The following is a 16,461-nucleotide window of genomic DNA, read 5'->3' as shown; positions in this document are numbered from 1 at the left end:
TCCGAATCCCGTTCCCTGTGAGACTGTTCCGCGGTTCATACTTAATCGTATTGTCGAACAAGCTCGTTTTATGCCAGTTTGCTTAAAATATTTTTCGTTAACTTCGAAATTTTAGAGGGATTCTTGTCCTTTTTGGCGAATATATATAGAGAGGTGATCAAGGTGAAATTACGCTGCAGATTAAAAGCTGTGCTTGCTGATATAGGTATGAGTCATACGGAGTTCGCGGAGAAGATGGGAGTAAGTCAATCCACTGTGAGTGCGTGGAATAAAGGATCCTTACCTACGTTGGATAAGGTTTATATGATCGAGGAAGTTACAGGAACGGATTTGAGGAAGATATGGGTGAAGGAGGAATAACGATGAAGCTTATTTTTCTTGATATAGATGGAGTTATGAACCATAGGAAGCATTTTGTGCGGAGTAGGCTTCATGAAGGTCAAGAATTTTGTCCAATTGCAGTTCGAAATCTTCGTGAGATTATTAAGCGAACAGGAGCTAAAATAGTCGTTTCATCAACTTGGCGAAAGATGGGGGCGACACGTATGAAAGCGATACTACGCAGCTATGACATGCATCAATACTTTTACGGATTGACACCTGTTATTGATGAAGTTATACGCGGATTAGAAATACAACAATTCTTGGATGGTTGCAATGATGAAATAGAATCATTTGTCATACTTGACGATGATGATGACATGGGCGATTTGATTAATCTATTAGTGCATACAAGTAACATTGACGGACTGAATGATGATAAACGTGAGGAAGCAGTTAAAATACTTGTGAAGGAGAAATAATATGAGTCTTTTAGAACAGATCATGGAGGACGTTTGGAACACGGAGAATGCAGCCAATAAGAAAATGTACGTTGGTCATGCCAAAGAAGTACGTATACACCCGAAACATTATTTTGAACTCATGACTGATCCGAAGATATTTTCGTATGTTAGAGATCCAAGGGAAGCAACGATTATGGGTATACCAGTTGTTCGTGATGAAAAAGTGGATAAATGGAAAGTTGTTATGTAAACGCAAAAAGGCCCCCTCAGAAGAGGAGGCTTTTATTATTATAGGAGTCCGCGTTCTTTCATGAATGGACTGAGATCGAGAAGAACCGCTTTCGCCCATGCTTTCTGACCCTCTGTAGCTTCTTTACCATCTGACATTTTACCATTAAGCATATTGGCCATGTAGAGAATTTGATTGGCTATGGTGAACGCTGTAGCCTTTGCGAACTCATCGCTCTTTGCGTACTCCATTTGGTTCTGAATCGTCTTGATGTCATTGCGGATTCGTGACATGTCTGTAGAAGGGCAAGACGTGTTATTATCCGGGTATTCATTGTGACCCAATATATTCTCCGGTGGTATCTTAAAGATGTCCATAACGGTCAATATAGCCGCGTATAGGTTGTTACGTTCTACATCGCTCATAGGACGTTTGGTGAGATCGGCTGAAACGCTAATTCCGATCGTGTAATGATTGTTGGATGAAGTGTGATAACTGAACGTCAGAAGATCATTCGTCTGAAATAACTGATCGCCTTTAATGACGATATGATACCCAATGTGTCCCCATTTCAACGTGTTTACGTGATAGTCTGCGTACCCTTGAATCGTGCCGCCTTCCACCCCTGAGTGATGCACAGAGATATGAGTAATTTGCGCAGCTGTGCGGATTTGTTCAGGATCAGGAAAGCGACTGGGTAATGTGTCAGTGATATCTTGTATCGGGTTTACCTTAAACGGAAGACCCTGTATCAGTTGGATATTTCGCATTTGCATCCTCCTTCTTATGACGGTTTAACCATGCAACAACAGCTGGCACAACGTAAGTAATGATGATATCTGCCGCGGTATCTGCCCATACTACATCAAACTTGAAGCCATACTTTAAAGCCACTTGACCGAGAATATAAGCAATCACACCGCTGAGCCATACTTTATTTATTGGCATCTTTCTTTCCCCCTTTGGACGTTTGGCCTTGCGTGATAATAAAAAGAATCTCCCGAAGTTCGGAAGACCCCTGTTCAAGCTGTTTTGTTGTCCAGACCATTCCGCACCAACCTTCTGCATGATGGCATCAATTTTCAATTCCAATCGTTCATTACTCTCTTTGAATTGCATATTCTTTTTCAGCTTACTCCACAGGATTAGCGCGGTAAGGATCGCTCCCCAGCTGATGCCGTGTGTGTGTAGGTCTTTGATGAATGAAAGGATATCATCAAGACTCGTCATGATGAGGGACATAAGAAGCTCCCCTCTCATATGTGAACTGGTTTGCGTATGCCTCACCCATCACGATAAATAAATTCCTATACGTGTGACTTTGTTCCTTTGGGCAGTGTTCAAACATACAATAGTCCACAAGCAATTCAAATCGCATAGGACATCACTCCCTTGTAGTATAATGGTGAAGAGGTGATTTATATGGAATGGTTAAAAGAAGAAGCCGTAACTGCTTACGGCCTCGTTATTGTGTTTGGTGTTCTGTTTGCTGGTGCAATCATTGGGCAATTCTTCGGCGGTATTGGTGACAAACTGTTTGGCAAGAATGATAAGAAAGATTAACGTGCTTTTTTGATATCGCTCAATGTACGAGGCTTTTCACCTGTTTGTTGCTGAATGTATAACATCAAATCCTGCAACTTTTTAAGCTCGTCTAACTTCTCATAGTAGGCGTATTTTTGTGTATCAAAATCTTTGGTCAATGATGAAATGCCCAACGATGGTAAACGGTTCAATGTATCCTGATCCTTACTCTCAGGCTTTTGCAGGAATCCACTCAAGCCCCTACCGATCTGCCCCGTTGCCTGTTCGAGCGCATATGCAGTCTTTGCGTCGATACCAAAACCTTTATCAGTAAACGGTATTTGATACTTCTTCTCTTGACCTGCAAACTTCTCGATAGGCTTTTTAAGGAACGTATTGTAATTCAATGCAAGTTCAGCAGGTGTTTTAAGTAATGTCGAAACAGAATCAACCAGCGTTTTACCTGGTCTGGACAGCTTCGCCAAGTCTCCAAGAGGTAAGTTAAGCCCTAACATCTTACCTTTACCATTTGCGCCACTAACCGGAATTGCAAAGCTTTCTTTCATGTAATCGGGAATGTTATCGTCATTCAAGCCGACAACTTCCTGAGCGTTAACACGGGCCTTATTCAAGTACTCATACTTACGCGGATCATTGATAACCTGTTTGATTTGAAATGGAATGTTGTTTCTCATCCACCGATAAAACGGGATAACACGGGAGACAACATTTTTTTCAAATGGTGTCGTTTTGGAATAATCGAATTGAACCTCGCGAACCTTCTCCGCTGCTTTCTTATACAATTCATCTGTATTGTCTCCGAACTTGGAAGCGTTCTTTTCAACAAACCATTTGAACAGACCAAACCTATTAGCCTGATCGAAGTAATTCCCGACTTCCTGAGAAGTTTGGAAAGCATTCACAGGGTTTAAACGCTGCGTGATCTGTCCCTTTGTATCCTTGCTCAAGTTTTTAACCGTTCTTTCAATTGCTTTCTCTGGCTCTTCCCCGAATTTAGCAAACTCCACCTTAGACAATGCAGAAGATGAAAGCCCTTGCTTGCGGTACGCCGTGAATAGTTCCGACTCTTTACCTCGTACAGCTTGCGTCACTTCTTGGAATCCATCTTTCGTGTACTTCACCAAATCAACTGGATTCATACCGCCCACATAGTTATTGAACATAGCCCCAGCGTGGTTCCTTGCGTGGTACCCAAGAGAGAATAACGCTCCACGCTTCCAGAGACTTTGTAACGTGTCGTAGGCTTTCAAGAATCCTTTTGTACCTTCGTCCGTGTTAATCTGCTGATAACGGTCTAGGACTTGTTTAGCAGCCTTTGTGACTTTATACTGACCACCTATTTGTTTAGTGGCGACACCATCCAATATGTCCCCAGATTCTTTGAGGAATGTATAATTATTGGAGTCAATGACAACTTCGTTTTTACCTACATTCATTCCCTTTTGAAAAGGAACCGCAAAGTCTTTATTCTCAAGAACTTGTTTACGTAAACTCACCGCATGGATATAATCAATCAAACGTTTCTGTCCGACTGCTTGCGCTTTATATGCGTTATCTTCAAACTTTCTTCTACGTGTGGCATCAAGATCAAAATTTCTTCTTCCAGTAGCAGCAACTTTCTCGTTAATATCTTCCACGCTGCCCGTGTACTGACGTTGGTTTAAGATGCTTTTGTTTGGTTGATTCGTTCCCGTGAAGTTGCCCTTTGCATCTTGAGCCTTTTTGAATAGTCGTTCTTCTTCGGAAAGGATATGGTACATATGTCCTTCAAGTTCGGGTATTTCAATCCCAACTTTACGGGCTTCTTCAACAATCTCTTTGTTCTGTGCAACTATTTGTTTAGCAGCTTGTTCGATTTTCGGATCCGTTGACAATTCACGAACTGGACGTTGAAGTTCTTTTTGAATCATAACGGGATTCTTTAGTGATTCACGCAGCGCATTAATGCTTGATTCTACATTCTTGATATCATCAATTTTATCTGCCCTAGCTTGTTTGGATGCACCTTTTAAATCGTCTAGCTGGCTTTTTAAGGCTTTCCGTTGGTCCATCAACTCTTTGTATCTTGGATTGTCTGCAATGTCAGCAAAGGCTTTTTCGGAAGCCCTAGCACTATTCAACTTTGGTGCTGATTTACTTATTTCCTTGATGGATGACTTAATTGTGTTCAATCCAGTTTCAAGCTCAACTTTTTTATCGGCAAGGATTTTTAATGCTCCAGACCGCTCCATCTCAGCACGCGCCAAGCTTTCGACCGTTTCATTATCAAGTTTCCGCGGTACTCCCTGCACTTTGCCAAGTGCTTTAAGCAAGTCATCGGCATATTGGAAACCTAATTCGTTTGCAACCTCATCAATTCCTTTGCCACCTTCGCGCACGAAGTTATGAAGTGAGGCTGGTAAGTTCTCGCGTGTTACTCCCTTAATACCGTTTGGAGCTGTTTTTCTAACCTCTTTAATCAATGCAAAATTATCTTCGTGGTTAGCTTTAATCTGTTGTTTATAATTCCTCAGCAGTGATGCCTCGTTCTTACCGAAATTATTTAGCTTGGATTCAATCCTTGCAGCTTCAAGTGAAGCTTCTCTAATGTTTAATTTGGTTTCCTTGCCAACTTGCTTACCCGCTTGTCGTTCCAACCCTGCGTAAAGCTTGCGAATTTCTTCGTCTGTTTTATTTAGACCTGATGAAAATTCACCAATGGCGTTCTGGTACTCTCTTTTCGTTGCGTTAACTTCCTTGCCTATATCCTTTACTTTCCCTTGATGCGTAGTAATTGCATCTTTTAAATCTTGTTTGTTTGTTGTGCGCGTCATGCCATCGGGGAACTCATACCCCTTTACATCTTCAAACTGTCTTAATGGAGCTTCAACCAAACGCCCTGCAGCAACACCCGTATCAAGTCCCCCAGCATCACGCGCTGTTTGACCTAAACGCATCAGGTGATCTTCTTGCATAAACTGTCTGCTATTTTCCGTTTGTTGTGCTGCGTCTCTAAGTGCTGTACTTGTGCCACCACCTAAAGTATCTGTATCGCGGTATCCATTCTTGAACATGTATCCTAGAGCATCTTTAGCATTTGCGAGTGCAGGATCTACACGCAACTCACGGAATGATTTAACCGCAGGAGAAGCGTTTTCCAAAGCCCTATATCCATATTTAACGGGAGCAGTAGCAAGACCGCCGATACCCTTTGCACCCTTTAGTAATAAGCCTCCAGGCACATACGTTAAAGGGTCGAGCGCAATATCTGCACCCAACCCTAAAGCGAACTTACCTATTTTATTTTCTACGCCCATATCCGCTGCAAGATCCGCACCATGAACCTTTTCTTTACCGCTGAAACCTCTCCATAGAGATGTGCCTAAGTCCTCAGTACCTTTAAATCCTGTTTTATCAATCGCATTTTTAATCGCTCCACCTGGACGGCCAAGAAGCTCCAATGTATCGAAGAACCAGTTTTGACCTTGTGGTAGATTAGTACCCTTTTCGAACCAGTTGCGTTGGTCGGAATCTTCCTTTTTGTAGCCTGCGTCTTTTATTCTTGTGTCAGCATTACTGATTTGTTTTTCAATAGAAGTTGTATCGTATGAATCCTCTACACCAAACAATCCAGTACGCTTCTTTCCAGACGTTTGTTTATCAAAGAGTCCCATACTTACCCCCTACTTCCTGATCTGCTACCGGATAATCGTTTTGTTATTTTATCCAATCCCTTTATATTCTGGGTAACTGGATCAGCTTCGTGTTTTGCTTGAGCTGCTGCCGCTTGTTGTCCTAGATATGATTCTACTTGCTTGGATTCAGCCGTAGTCCAACCGTACTGATTTTTTAATTCAGCGATAAATGATTTGATACTTGCTGGATTGGATGCGTCCACGCCTTTGCCAGCTGCTAAACTGTCAATCATGGCTAGGTCGTATTCGTCAATACCGCTGTCCTTCTTGTTCTTTTCGTTCAAAGCATCAAGTTCAGCTTGTTTTCGTTTATTCTCTAATGTGTTTGGATCAACGTCCCTTAATAAAGTTCCTGGTGCCACATCAGGTATACCAGCAGGAGCTATGCCAGTTCTTTCCCAAGCATCATATTTACGCATCAATTCTTTGTCAGCAATGGCCCTTGCTTCTGCGTTGTTTGCCCTTGTGTTATCAGCACCCATATTCGCGATGCTGGCATTCGTTTGACGCGTGGAGTTATCAAGTTGTTTTGTTTGAATGCCTTGGTTAAACGCGGTGTCAGAACGTCCATCCTCATACTCACGCATATTAAGAGGTTTCAATCCTGCAACCTGAGAATAAGCCAATGCTGGGTCATCTTTAGGATCAACGCGAATACCATATTTCTCTGTTAAGTAATTAGCCAAGTCGATGTGATCTTGACGTTTCTGTCTTTCATCTTGCTCAGTCAATCGATCGTTGTTAAAGCCCTGCTGATTTAGGTCATTGGCCTTGCCTAAAATATCAGATTGACGGTTATACGTCGTGTCGTCCTGTCTGTTGTAAGCATTCGCAAGGTCAAACATGTTGCCTAGTTGATTCTGTTCTGCCTGTTGCTGACCTTGGAACCGCTGATACGCTTGGTTATACAGTTGTGGTGCAATGTCTCTCTCTACCTGTCCTAGTTCACGTTGTTGAATCTGATTTTCTGTGGTTAGAGCTTGTTGGCTGTTGCCTATTCCCCTTGATCCTAATCTTACAGTAGCATTATTTCCTGCGGTTTGTGCGTTCATTTGTGCAGACTTCACCGCATCTTGATAAAGTGGGTCAGTGTTGCGGTCATAATTGAACTGCGCTACCGGCTTATTGATGCGATCTTTAAGCTGGGACATAAGACCTGCTGATTCGGCATTCGGTACACTAGCCCTATTTTTGAGTTGATCAAGCTGATCGCGCGTGTCGTAATTATTGAATGCTTGATTGAGTTTATTAGCATCTCCGTATGTGCTTCCATCTGCCTGTGGAGTAGCACCATAGAAGTTTTTACCCTTGAGCATGACGTTACCATTGTTGTACGTGATCTCATCGTCTTTGTACCCTCTACCTTTTAAGTAATCACGGATTCCGATATCTGCCATTGTGCGCCCTCCTTTACAAAATAAAAAGCCCCTTATCTAGGAGGCTTTTGTTTTAATTTTATTTACGTAGTCTTCTAATGCTTTAATGGCTGTTTCCATTTCATTTGCTACCGTTTCAGCAGCGGTGATGCTTACGTCCTGCAGTTCAATTTGTTGCTGGAGGTCTTTCTTCTTCTGGCTGTCTGTTTCTACCGCCAGATCAGATTGCAGTTTAACTTTTTCTTGCTTGTGTTTTCCTGCTCTGTCTTTAGCTTCTGCAATCTTTTCCTGCAGATAAGGATATTGTGCTTCTGTTGATCGGATGTTTTCTAGATCTTCGGGAGTTAAAGTTTCTGCCACAGTCGCCACCTCTTTTTGTTTAAGTTCTACACCCATATTAGGGTCAAACGATACATTCATGTTTAAAGCGTCACCCATAGCACGAACAGGAAGGTAAGAAGTACCCTCTATTACGATTGCAGAAGCTTCCACCTTGCTACCATTAACCGTGACTGGAAAGGCTCCGTCTACCACCTTACCAACCATGCTCACCACTTCTGCACTTGCTCCCACTCCTAGAGACAAACAAAAACCAAACACTGCACCAACTAGATATTTCTTCATCCGAATTACCGCCTTTTTCCTATTTTTATATATGTATATACCATATATACCCAAATAGAAGCAAGCAAAATCAAGAGGTTCGAATACCTTTATAGAATGTTACTGCTTGATTAGTCGGCCCACCTGGTGTTGCAGATACATAGAACGTCCCACTCACTCCACTATTTCCATCCACCTTAAACGATCCGGACGATTGAAGGTTAAGTGGTTCGCCATCAAATGTGCCTAGTGTTGTACCACCTACTGCAGCACGGTTTAAAAAGGCTTTGGTTGTGTTTGCATCCACTAGAACCAGTGTAGGTACAGATCCGCTGTAATTAGGAAGTAAGGAAATATAGGTGTCAGCATCAGCGTAAGCGGCAAACAAATTGTTCGCTGAATTAAACTCAATTCTTGGGTATCCAGTTTCTGATTTTAATGTAACCTTGCCGGCTTCTGTTACTGCAAAATTTGGAGCACCCGTTTTGAAATCCCCTGCCCAAAACCGAATATCATCCGCTACAGTTTTCTCCGTGGACATACCGACTTTCTTATCTTTCGACTGTAGTTCAGTCTTTCCAACGATCCAGCCCCCGAATTCCCTTGCATTGTCAGAACTCAGAAACCCACTCAGTAAGTATGAAAGTTCTTGAACCAATGCACCGACAACCTGTGCTAGTTGCTGTGTGGATGGATTCGGAGGGATCTCGGGTAAGTTTGGTATCGTCATATTAGTGGCATCTCCTCTTGCTCTCTATCCCACTCATAAATTGAAACGGGCCCTAATCCTTCAAACTTCACCCTCAACCAGTTCCCCATAGCTAATGCACCAAGATTAACGGGCATTCTAACGCTCTGCAGTGTCCCTGTAATCGTCTGTACCGTTGTCCAATCACTATCACCGCTTGGTGATTTGCTAACGTATACGGTCAAGCTAGAACCTACAGGAACGTCCACAACCAAATGCATCCGGTACCATCTAATACGTTGATTCATGGAACCTGCACCGAATGGCTTGCTTACCCATTTAAAAGCGATAGCAGCACCGTTATCAGTCGTTCCCGATGGTTTGATAACTTTACCCGTTGAATCTCCCAAGTACAGGTCATTGCCCATCTTAACGCCACACGTTGGACTCCAATCCTTGTACACATTCCAAATCTTAAACTGAGTGTCATAAACTAGAAGCGTATCTGGTGTGGATGCAATCATGGGAATAGCTGCGTATAGGTAACGCCCATCAGACGTGAGGAAACACGTACTAGCAGCCGCTTTGTTCATGTTGTCAATGTAATACTGCACAACCTCACTGAACGTCTTATCGGGCAATGTAGAACCGTAGTATTGATATAGGCCAGTATCATCCAAGATGTACATCACACCTTGAATTGTTACCGCGCATTTATTGTTAATGACTCCGATTTCACGAGTCACAGTAATTAAGGTATAGTCCGATGGTGCATAGCCCATCAGTTTATGAATAGAGGAAGGTTTAAACACGGTCATAGCGGATAATCCAGCCTTGACACTGTTGATTGTCTCACCGTTTGGCGTTTCCACCGTGATAAACCCTGAGTCAGCATCATCACCGTTGATCGTGGTCCAGTCATCACCTACGCGATAAGCTGTGTATTTTAAGTCATTTCCGACTGCACACCATAACCGATCAGCAAATTGTTCTACATAGTTACCGCCTGCCGGTGCTGTGGCTAAGTTTGATACCGTGGCTCCGTCATATTTCTTGAATGATGTACCATTCGCCATAATAAGATTAATGCCAGCGAATCCACCTTTGAAGTTAGCGAAACTTGCATCTGTCGTCCCAAGCCCTGTGCCGCCTGTAACGCCACTCCACGCACCGCCTGAGTATTTATACCATGTGCCATTTGAAATGGCCTGTAACTCACTGTCTTTCCATGCTCCTAGCCCATTCACAGCAGCAACAAACCCACTTCCGAGCAATGAAAAACCCGACCTAGTAGTTAGCGCCGGGTACTTGGAACTTGTTAAGTTGGTTGCTTCTGTTGCGTATGAATCACCGATGCTGAATGAGTCCAGTTTATTTACACCGCGAAACTCACGTTGAATGGTTGGTTTCTTACTTTTAACGGAAGGCCAGTATTCCATGTGTCACTCCCTTTCGTGGCTTGGGTAGTTACTCGCTACATCATCCCAAGTAACTTTAGGAAAGATTGTTTGCCACCACTTTATTAGCACCGCCACCAGCATCGTTTAGCCCTCCGGATATGTTAAGAGTGAAGTCACAATTGACGATCATGTAGTTATTCGCAGTAGGTAACACGGTTACTCCATATGCTTGCGTATTAGTTCTGCCCGAAGATTGACCAGAACGAACATTTCGGATCTTGAATTTATTAACGTTTGCCCCCACTTTAATTCCGTTGTTCGAACCAGAGGAATTTTTAGAATTGCCAGCGAACGTGCCACCGTTGACTTCTACGTTAATTCCACCGTTGATTAATAACCCTTCGAACTGGTTATCTAAACATCTTAGACCGATTAATTCAATGCCGTCTATAGTTCCCGTGCTGCCTACAACAAACCCGTTAGAACCATTGGTAGAACCCCAACAATTAACGAATGAAGCGGAATTAATCACACCTGAACCTGATGGGTTTAAGTGGATCCCATTCCCTGTGCAAGTATCGCCTAGTACGTTGGTGAACCACGACCACATTACAGTCTGACCTGTAGTAGGACGGATAATGATACCGTCATTTTTAGCAGTTCGGAAATCTATATTGGTGAAGAAATTCCCACCACCTGATAGAAGGTCAAGTCCATACGTTCCAGTCGCTGCTCCACAGTCTACCGTGACATCGGTTATCCAAATTCCACCGCCTAAATCACCAGCGTCAATTTGAAACGCTGAACCGTCTTGGGAAACATCGATTACGTTTAATTTTGAACAGTAGATATCAAAACAACTCACACCGAAGTATATTCCATACTTGTGTTTTTTAATTTGAACCCTGTCTATTATGCTTCTGTGGACATTAATGCAGTTAATAGCCCTTCCCGTTGTTTGGGTATTAGCGTCAATTGTTAGGTCGCATATCGTTATTTGGACTTTTAACCAGGAATCATTGAGGTTTAAAGCGTCCGTTGTACCATAATTTTTAATTACAGTAGCACCAATGCCAGCACCTTTGATTTGAATGTTATTTCCAAATACTCGAATCGGTGAAGTGATTTTATAAGTACCTTTAGGAAAGTATACAATTCCACCACCACCGTTATTAACTATGTCTACGGCTGTTTGAATTGCTGTTGTGTCATCTGTTACACCATCACCTAAAACACCGTTATCTTTAACATTAATCACTAACTGAGTAGGCATATCGCCCCACTGCACTATTGTTCCGCCGTAACCTACGAAAACCGCATTATCACCAACAAAGTTTATTGTACTTGTATTAGCTAGTGACGTGACTTTGTACGATCCTGGAGGAAAGTAAACCAACGTTGCATTGTTAGAGATGGCCGTATCAATGGCATCTTGCACCGCTTGAGTATCATCGTATACGCCATCACCCTTAGCTCCAAACACCTTCACATTGTAGAGGACTTGCCCCCAGTTCTTTTTGTTAATGCTACCGTTTAGAATCTGCTGTGCGATTAATTCAGATGCATCACTCATCTATCTGGCACCAACCTTCCGTACACGTTCTGAATAGAATAGTCTTGCGTTGCTTGCTTAGACATGTTAAAGGACTTCAACGAGGCTTTATACTGGGTGAAGAACCCATTGGCCGTATCGAAGTCCTTATAGTTCTCTGCAATGATCTTGCAAGCGTAGTACACTAACATCATGTGAAAGTCCGGATCGAAGTCGGGAATATTCGCAACACTCGTTAGTATTTGCGGTACTTTGTACCTCGTTATCATGAGTCCATCAGTAATGTCCGTTGTAGGCGTAGGATATAGCCCTAGAACGCTGTCACCTACAAACCAGTAGAACTGATTGGAGCTAGGAGAAACCCCTTTTACGTTGGCTTCTGTGTACTCTACACCGTTTACCGTTACGTCAATTACTTTTGTGTTGGAGTAGCCCAAGATGTAAAACTCCGAATCATTCACGATGTCCATCACATCAATGACTACAGGCTTATAAATGGTGCGAAATAGCTCCTTTTGGATCTCGTCAAGCTTTCGCATCACGCTTGCGTCTGATAGTCCATGAGGGTATTTTTCTTGGATTTCATCCAGGATTTGTTGAACGTTCATGGGTTGCCTCCTCCTATAGCTTCTCTATGAAGTCCCCAACTTTTGGTGCCATTTTTATATGACCATAGTCGTTCGGATGTGTTCCGTCTGCACTTACATAGAAGTTTGTTTTTTGTGCTGCGATATAAGGACTAAACCCAAGTGATGTGTACCAATCTAGAACGGGAATGGAGTAATAGTTCCCTAACGCGACAATGGCATCACAAAATTGGCGAAGTGTAAATCCTGCTAAATTGGCAGTATTTCCGTTTACCGTATCATTACGCTGAATTGGAGTGATAAGACCTATAGAAGTGTAAGGAAACCTAGCTTGTAGATACTCAATCGTTTTTCTGTACCTCGCATAAAATGAAGTCCCAGAAGCAGGATCATCCGTTATAGCCCCGATTGCTAAATTGAAACCATGATCGTTTGTTCCTGCCATGATCGTAATAAGATCAGGAGCATTCGCCGTTGGTGGCATGTTCACAACTTTGTTATCGTAAACATTACCGATGGTGTATCCGCCAACCGATTCATTTTGAACATTGATTCGTCTTTCCCTACCTAACAGATAAGAATAAGATTTGTTTGCATAGAAATTCCCTGTACCCAAACCATCGCCCCAACCTGTAGAAATACTATCACCCAGTACCCACCAAGTTTTTTCATACCACTTGGACCGGTACAGACCTTGTACGGGTTGTAATGCAATTTCTTTTTGTGTGTACGGTACATAATCCGCATAAAAGAACAAACTCTCCATAACCATAAGGACATTTGAAACGGCTGTACTTGCGATATAAACACGTAGGAAAGCAGCATTTGCAGGGGCTTTTGCTTTTGTATTAGATCCACCTGAAATAAACACGTCCGAAGCATCATAAAAACTATACTGTGTAGCGATACCGTCACCTTTAGCAAACGTGTAATTATATCCGGGCTTACATGGTATTGGATGTGTTTCATTACCGCTTGCTTGAACGGCCCCCGTACTAGAATTGTGAGAACTTCCTACAACCATTCGCGTCTTGTCGTACAAATTTTCAGTTGTTCTATCTACCGCAGTAGGATTCGAACCTGAAGCAATAGGGGAACCATTGTAAGTAGGTTGACCACCACTTTCACCAAACTTCAATAAAGTTGTTTCGTTTGGTAAAGATGATCCTCCGCCGCCGACGATTGGTTTAGTCCACATTCCGTATACCTCCTTTCTAGTTTATTGCTAATAAATCCGTACTTACTTGCGTCAATTCAGAACCAGATAAAACACGGTTATAGATAAGTAATGCATGGTCTACCTTCTGACCGCTACACAGATTAATTCCATCGAATTTCATGTGATTAGTTAAAACGACAGATTTATTAAGAGTGCCGTTCAGAAACAAAGATACGGTTTTTGTTGTGCTGTCGTAAGTGACTTCAAAAACAACAGGAGATCCTCCAGGTGTCACAGTTGAAGCGGCGGTAGTAGAGTCATCCCTTACAATAGTGGTAGTTGCCGATGAACTATCTCGAACCAAAAGTTTCGGGTGAATGTTTGTCGCCCCTACGTTCGCTATTGAAATTTGAAATCTTCCGACTGTGTTTGCTTGAACTCCATCAATGTGAATGCCTTGATTGTCTTTTGAAGTGGCAAAGAAGTTTGTTGAATAATTAGCAGCATTCAACGATGCCTTCATTACTACCGTGAATGAGCTTCCAACAGACATACCTAGATTAGCCACTGTGGTATTATTTGCATAACCCGCTCCCGTAGCGGTGTCGGTTGCTCCCGCGTGTTTAAGTCCAGCAGTTACAAAACCCTCTGAGCCGTCACTCTTAAAGTTTGTGAGCGTGAGTGGCATAGCCCCCGAAGCATCCGATACCGTACCTGTGTACCCACTCCCGCCCCTAAGATCATAACTATGAACCATTCCACTTGTTACCGATGTTAATCCTGTTAGGGCTGCCGTTGTCGCTGTCGTTGTCGTCGAAGTCGATCGGTTATTCGCCGCATCAATCGCGACAATTCGGAAAGTATAGGCTGTATTAGCAGTCAAGCCGACCACAGTGTACGTGTTAGATGCCGCATTAATTACGGCGCTCGCTACCGTGAAATTAGTTCCGTTTGTAGAATAAGCGGCTTCTTGAACTGATACATCACCGCTTGAAGAAATAGTCCAAGACAATGGAACACTATTACTCGTCGGTGTTCCTGCTGTTAATGCTGTTACAGGGTTTGGTGCTGTGGTGTCAGAGAGATTGATTGTGTAAGTTGCCGTTTGTACAGTACCGCTGTTACCTGCTGAATCTTTACCGAAGTATTTAAGTGTTGTTGTGGCATTAACTGCAATAGGTGCGCTGTATGGCGTGCTACTCGTTGTTGGCGTGCTTCCATCAGTTGTATAGTAAATTGTAGCCGTTTCATTAGCTGACAATGTGACACTTTGAACAGTTGTAAATGTACCTGCTGCCGGGCTTGCTGTTACCGTTGGAGCTGTCGTATCAGCTGCAGTAATTGTATACGCTTGTGTCTGAACTGTACTCGCATTACCTGCCGTATCTTTGGCGAAGTATTTCAATGTTGAAGTTGAACTTATGCTCAGTGCAGTACTGTATACGTTACTACTTGCCGTTGGTGTAGATCCATCCAATGTGTAATAGATGGTTGCTGTCTCGTTTGCACTCAGAGTTACAGATTGCGTGCTTGCATAAGTTCCTGCACTAGGGTTTGCCGATACTGTCGGTGCTGTGGTGTCAGGTGGCGTAGATCCTCCGTTCCAATAGTACCAACTATTTTCCGCTGTAACCCATACAGGAGCAGTATTCCCACTAGGAAATGCGGCTTGTAAATCGGCAAGTGTTGAATAAACTAGTACACCAGTTCCATCTACACCTTTATCCCCTTTGTCACCTTTCGGACCGGTTGGCCCCTCCACTATTTTTGTCGAGTTCATCTGCTGCATAATACGTCGAGTGGTTTCGTTCATTTCAACCCCTCCTTATACAAAAAAAATAGGAGAAGCACTAAGCCCCTCCTATCATCTGCTACTCGTCTGTTTTCGGTTTTCTTGTACGTTTAGTTGGTTCCTCCACTAGCTTAAAGCCACCAACCACGAACGCTGCGGCCTGAACATCGTCCCTTGCTTCAAGCTCCACACCGTCCTCGTTACGATAGACTTGTGGATACTCCATTTATTACACCTCTAACCATGCGTAAACGCCTTTTTTCTTCGCGTCTAACACGAATGAATCATAATAAATTCTGCCTTCTACGAGCTGGCCATTGATCCCGGGAGGATTTGTATGGATCTTGTAGTCCTGCAACTTCTTAGGCGCTACCATTGCACTCTTATGCGTCAAGATAAACGGAGTTTTAGTCGCAAAGTACGTTGAAGGAGCTTTAATGATTGGAACTCCATCAATTTCGCCCACTTGGCCAGTGAATTTCTTCTCTTGTGCAATTTCGTTCGCACTCATGAAAGTAGGATCAAGTTTGAGGAAGTTGTAGTATGTTGGTGTACAGAACACTACGCGTCCACCTTGAGGAACTTTATTCTCGTCTAGGTATGCGTTAGCAGTCAAGAAGGAAGTATAAGCGTTAGAGGCTGTGATGTTTGCTGCTGTTGGACGTCCACCGTTAGCCGCTGCCGCTGTTACTAATGTAGCCAAACGGTAAGTATCAATCTCAGGGATGATTACTTCGTTAATTTGACGAGACAACGCTTTTCCTGCATCACGTACGTTCATGGAGTCAATTTTATCACCAGCATCAATAACGAATGTAAATGCGCGGTCACGCGTCAATGTGTACGTTGCCAATGTATCGCCAAGGTCAGCGGCTGTACCGTAACGAGCAAGACCAGTACGTGTGTAGGTATTCATTGCTACAGTTGGAATGGAATATACTTTAATCGAGTTTACGCCATCCCATTCATAATCTTGGTTTGTTGCTTTCTCTGTGAATGCTGCTTGTGTGAATCGCTCATCTACCTTGCCAGAATATTTTGTCGCTAAGTTAACTGCCATGATTTATGGCC

At 43.0% G+C, this 16,461-nt stretch carries 17 protein-coding genes; 4 read left to right on the top strand and 13 right to left on the bottom strand.

Features of this window, described 5'->3' with window-relative positions; translation table 11 throughout:
* Positions 1-162 precede the first annotated feature (162 nt).
* The 3 genes from ASG85_RS32690 to ASG85_RS32680 are packed head-to-tail and all read left to right on the top strand — an operon-like array spanning position 163 to position 1,035.
* Complete coding sequence (locus ASG85_RS32690; RefSeq protein ID WP_156396981.1) at positions 163-360, top strand: helix-turn-helix transcriptional regulator; 198 nt, start codon at positions 163-165, stop codon at positions 358-360.
* A 2-nt stretch (positions 361-362) separates the two neighbouring features.
* Positions 363-803 carry an HAD domain-containing protein gene (locus ASG85_RS32685; RefSeq protein ID WP_060649019.1) on the top strand — a complete coding sequence of 147 codons (441 nt, stop codon included), beginning with the start codon at positions 363-365 and terminating at the stop codon, positions 801-803.
* A 1-nt stretch (position 804) separates the two neighbouring features.
* Positions 805-1,035, top strand: coding sequence for a hypothetical protein (locus ASG85_RS32680; RefSeq protein ID WP_060649018.1), 231 nt, complete (start codon positions 805-807; stop codon positions 1,033-1,035).
* 38 nt (positions 1,036-1,073) lie between these two features.
* Here the strand turns inward: ASG85_RS32680 and ASG85_RS32675 are convergent, their stop codons facing one another.
* Positions 1,074-1,784 carry an N-acetylmuramoyl-L-alanine amidase gene (locus ASG85_RS32675; protein WP_060649017.1) on the bottom strand — a complete coding sequence of 237 codons (711 nt, stop codon included), beginning with the start codon at positions 1,782-1,784 and terminating at the stop codon, positions 1,074-1,076.
* Entirely contained in the window at positions 1,747-2,256 is a 510-nt protein-coding gene (locus ASG85_RS32670) for a hypothetical protein (protein WP_060649016.1), read from the bottom strand. The genes ASG85_RS32675 and ASG85_RS32670 overlap by 38 nt, the downstream gene beginning before the upstream one ends.
* Before the next feature lie 180 nt (positions 2,257-2,436).
* Between ASG85_RS32670 and ASG85_RS38425 the strand changes: the two genes are divergently transcribed.
* Positions 2,437-2,577, top strand: a complete 141-nt coding sequence (locus ASG85_RS38425; RefSeq protein ID WP_156396980.1) for a hypothetical protein — start codon at positions 2,437-2,439, stop codon at positions 2,575-2,577.
* On the opposite strand, the gene ASG85_RS32665 is transcribed toward ASG85_RS38425, so the two are convergent.
* The 11 genes from ASG85_RS32665 to ASG85_RS32620 all read right to left on the bottom strand — a co-directional run bounded on the left by ASG85_RS32665 (position 2,574) and on the right by ASG85_RS32620 (position 16,450).
* Entirely contained in the window at positions 2,574-6,167 is a 3,594-nt protein-coding gene (locus tag ASG85_RS32665; RefSeq protein WP_156396978.1) for a hypothetical protein, read from the bottom strand. The two genes, ASG85_RS38425 and ASG85_RS32665, sit on opposite strands and share 4 nt — an antisense overlap.
* Positions 6,168-6,214: 47 nt before the next feature.
* Positions 6,215-7,630, bottom strand: a complete 1,416-nt coding sequence (locus ASG85_RS32660) for a hypothetical protein (protein WP_060649014.1) — start codon at positions 7,628-7,630, stop codon at positions 6,215-6,217.
* 36 nt (positions 7,631-7,666) lie between these two features.
* A complete protein-coding gene (locus tag ASG85_RS32655) occupies positions 7,667-8,233 on the bottom strand; it encodes a hypothetical protein (protein ID WP_060649013.1) in 567 nt (188 codons plus the stop codon).
* Between the two features lie 70 nt (positions 8,234-8,303).
* The gene (locus ASG85_RS32650) at positions 8,304-8,942 is read right to left on the bottom strand and encodes a hypothetical protein (RefSeq protein WP_060649012.1); all 639 of its coding nucleotides are present in this window, start codon (positions 8,940-8,942) and stop codon (positions 8,304-8,306) included.
* Positions 8,939-10,339 carry a hypothetical protein gene (locus ASG85_RS32645; RefSeq protein ID WP_060649011.1) on the bottom strand — a complete coding sequence of 467 codons (1,401 nt, stop codon included), beginning with the start codon at positions 10,337-10,339 and terminating at the stop codon, positions 8,939-8,941. Before ASG85_RS32645 ends, ASG85_RS32650 begins: the two co-directional genes overlap by 4 nt.
* 55 nt (positions 10,340-10,394) lie before the next feature.
* Positions 10,395-11,873: a glycosyl hydrolase family 28-related protein gene (locus ASG85_RS32640; protein WP_060649010.1), complete on the bottom strand. Its 1,479-nt coding sequence runs from the start codon at positions 11,871-11,873 to the stop codon at positions 10,395-10,397.
* On the bottom strand, positions 11,870-12,460 hold the full coding sequence (locus ASG85_RS32635) for a hypothetical protein (RefSeq protein ID WP_060649009.1): 591 nt from the start codon (positions 12,458-12,460) through the stop codon (positions 11,870-11,872). Before ASG85_RS32635 ends, ASG85_RS32640 begins: the two co-directional genes overlap by 4 nt.
* Positions 12,461-12,473: 13 nt before the next feature.
* A complete protein-coding gene (locus tag ASG85_RS32630) occupies positions 12,474-13,637 on the bottom strand; it encodes an SGNH/GDSL hydrolase family protein (protein ID WP_060649008.1) in 1,164 nt (387 codons plus the stop codon).
* 16 nt (positions 13,638-13,653) lie between these two features.
* Positions 13,654-15,411, bottom strand: a complete 1,758-nt coding sequence (locus ASG85_RS38680; RefSeq protein WP_060649007.1) for a chitobiase/beta-hexosaminidase C-terminal domain-containing protein — start codon at positions 15,409-15,411, stop codon at positions 13,654-13,656.
* A gap of 58 nt (positions 15,412-15,469) precedes the next feature.
* Positions 15,470-15,616 carry a hypothetical protein gene (locus ASG85_RS38420; protein WP_156396976.1) on the bottom strand — a complete coding sequence of 49 codons (147 nt, stop codon included), beginning with the start codon at positions 15,614-15,616 and terminating at the stop codon, positions 15,470-15,472.
* 3 nt (positions 15,617-15,619) lie between these two features.
* A complete protein-coding gene (locus ASG85_RS32620) occupies positions 15,620-16,450 on the bottom strand; it encodes a N4-gp56 family major capsid protein (protein WP_060649006.1) in 831 nt (276 codons plus the stop codon).
* Positions 16,451-16,461 lie beyond the last annotated feature (11 nt).

It is taken from the genome of Paenibacillus sp. Soil724D2 (genome assembly GCF_001427935.1).
In the GTDB taxonomy this organism is placed as follows: domain Bacteria; phylum Bacillota; class Bacilli; order Paenibacillales; family NBRC-103111; genus Paenibacillus_E.
The sequence above is the reverse complement of the archived record's forward strand: the minus strand, read 5'-3'. Positions and strand labels throughout refer to the sequence as shown.

Excerpts from the sequence above, each read along its gene's own strand:
- ASG85_RS32685 (WP_060649019.1), top strand. The coding sequence starts at position 363 with ATGAAGCTTATTTTTCTTGATATAGATGGAGTTATGAACCATAGGAAG.
- ASG85_RS32680 (WP_060649018.1), top strand. The coding sequence starts at position 805 with ATGAGTCTTTTAGAACAGATCATGGAGGACGTTTGGAACACGGAGAAT.
- ASG85_RS32675 (WP_060649017.1), bottom strand. The coding sequence starts at position 1,784 with ATGCGAAATATCCAACTGATACAGGGTCTTCCGTTTAAGGTAAACCCG.
- ASG85_RS32670 (WP_060649016.1), bottom strand. The coding sequence starts at position 2,256 with ATGTCCCTCATCATGACGAGTCTTGATGATATCCTTTCATTCATCAAA.
- ASG85_RS38425 (WP_156396980.1), top strand. The coding sequence starts at position 2,437 with ATGGAATGGTTAAAAGAAGAAGCCGTAACTGCTTACGGCCTCGTTATT.
- ASG85_RS32660 (WP_060649014.1), bottom strand. The coding sequence starts at position 7,630 with ATGGCAGATATCGGAATCCGTGATTACTTAAAAGGTAGAGGGTACAAA.
- ASG85_RS32655 (WP_060649013.1), bottom strand. The coding sequence starts at position 8,233 with ATGAAGAAATATCTAGTTGGTGCAGTGTTTGGTTTTTGTTTGTCTCTA.
- ASG85_RS32650 (WP_060649012.1), bottom strand. The coding sequence starts at position 8,942 with ATGACGATACCAAACTTACCCGAGATCCCTCCGAATCCATCCACACAG.
- ASG85_RS32645 (WP_060649011.1), bottom strand. The coding sequence starts at position 10,339 with ATGGAATACTGGCCTTCCGTTAAAAGTAAGAAACCAACCATTCAACGT.
- ASG85_RS32640 (WP_060649010.1), bottom strand. The coding sequence starts at position 11,873 with ATGAGTGATGCATCTGAATTAATCGCACAGCAGATTCTAAACGGTAGC.
- ASG85_RS32635 (WP_060649009.1), bottom strand. The coding sequence starts at position 12,460 with ATGAACGTTCAACAAATCCTGGATGAAATCCAAGAAAAATACCCTCAT.
- ASG85_RS32630 (WP_060649008.1), bottom strand. The coding sequence starts at position 13,637 with ATGTGGACTAAACCAATCGTCGGCGGCGGAGGATCATCTTTACCAAAC.
- ASG85_RS38680 (WP_060649007.1), bottom strand. The coding sequence starts at position 15,411 with ATGAACGAAACCACTCGACGTATTATGCAGCAGATGAACTCGACAAAA.
- ASG85_RS38420 (WP_156396976.1), bottom strand. The coding sequence starts at position 15,616 with ATGGAGTATCCACAAGTCTATCGTAACGAGGACGGTGTGGAGCTTGAA.
- ASG85_RS32620 (WP_060649006.1), bottom strand. The coding sequence starts at position 16,450 with ATGGCAGTTAACTTAGCGACAAAATATTCTGGCAAGGTAGATGAGCGA.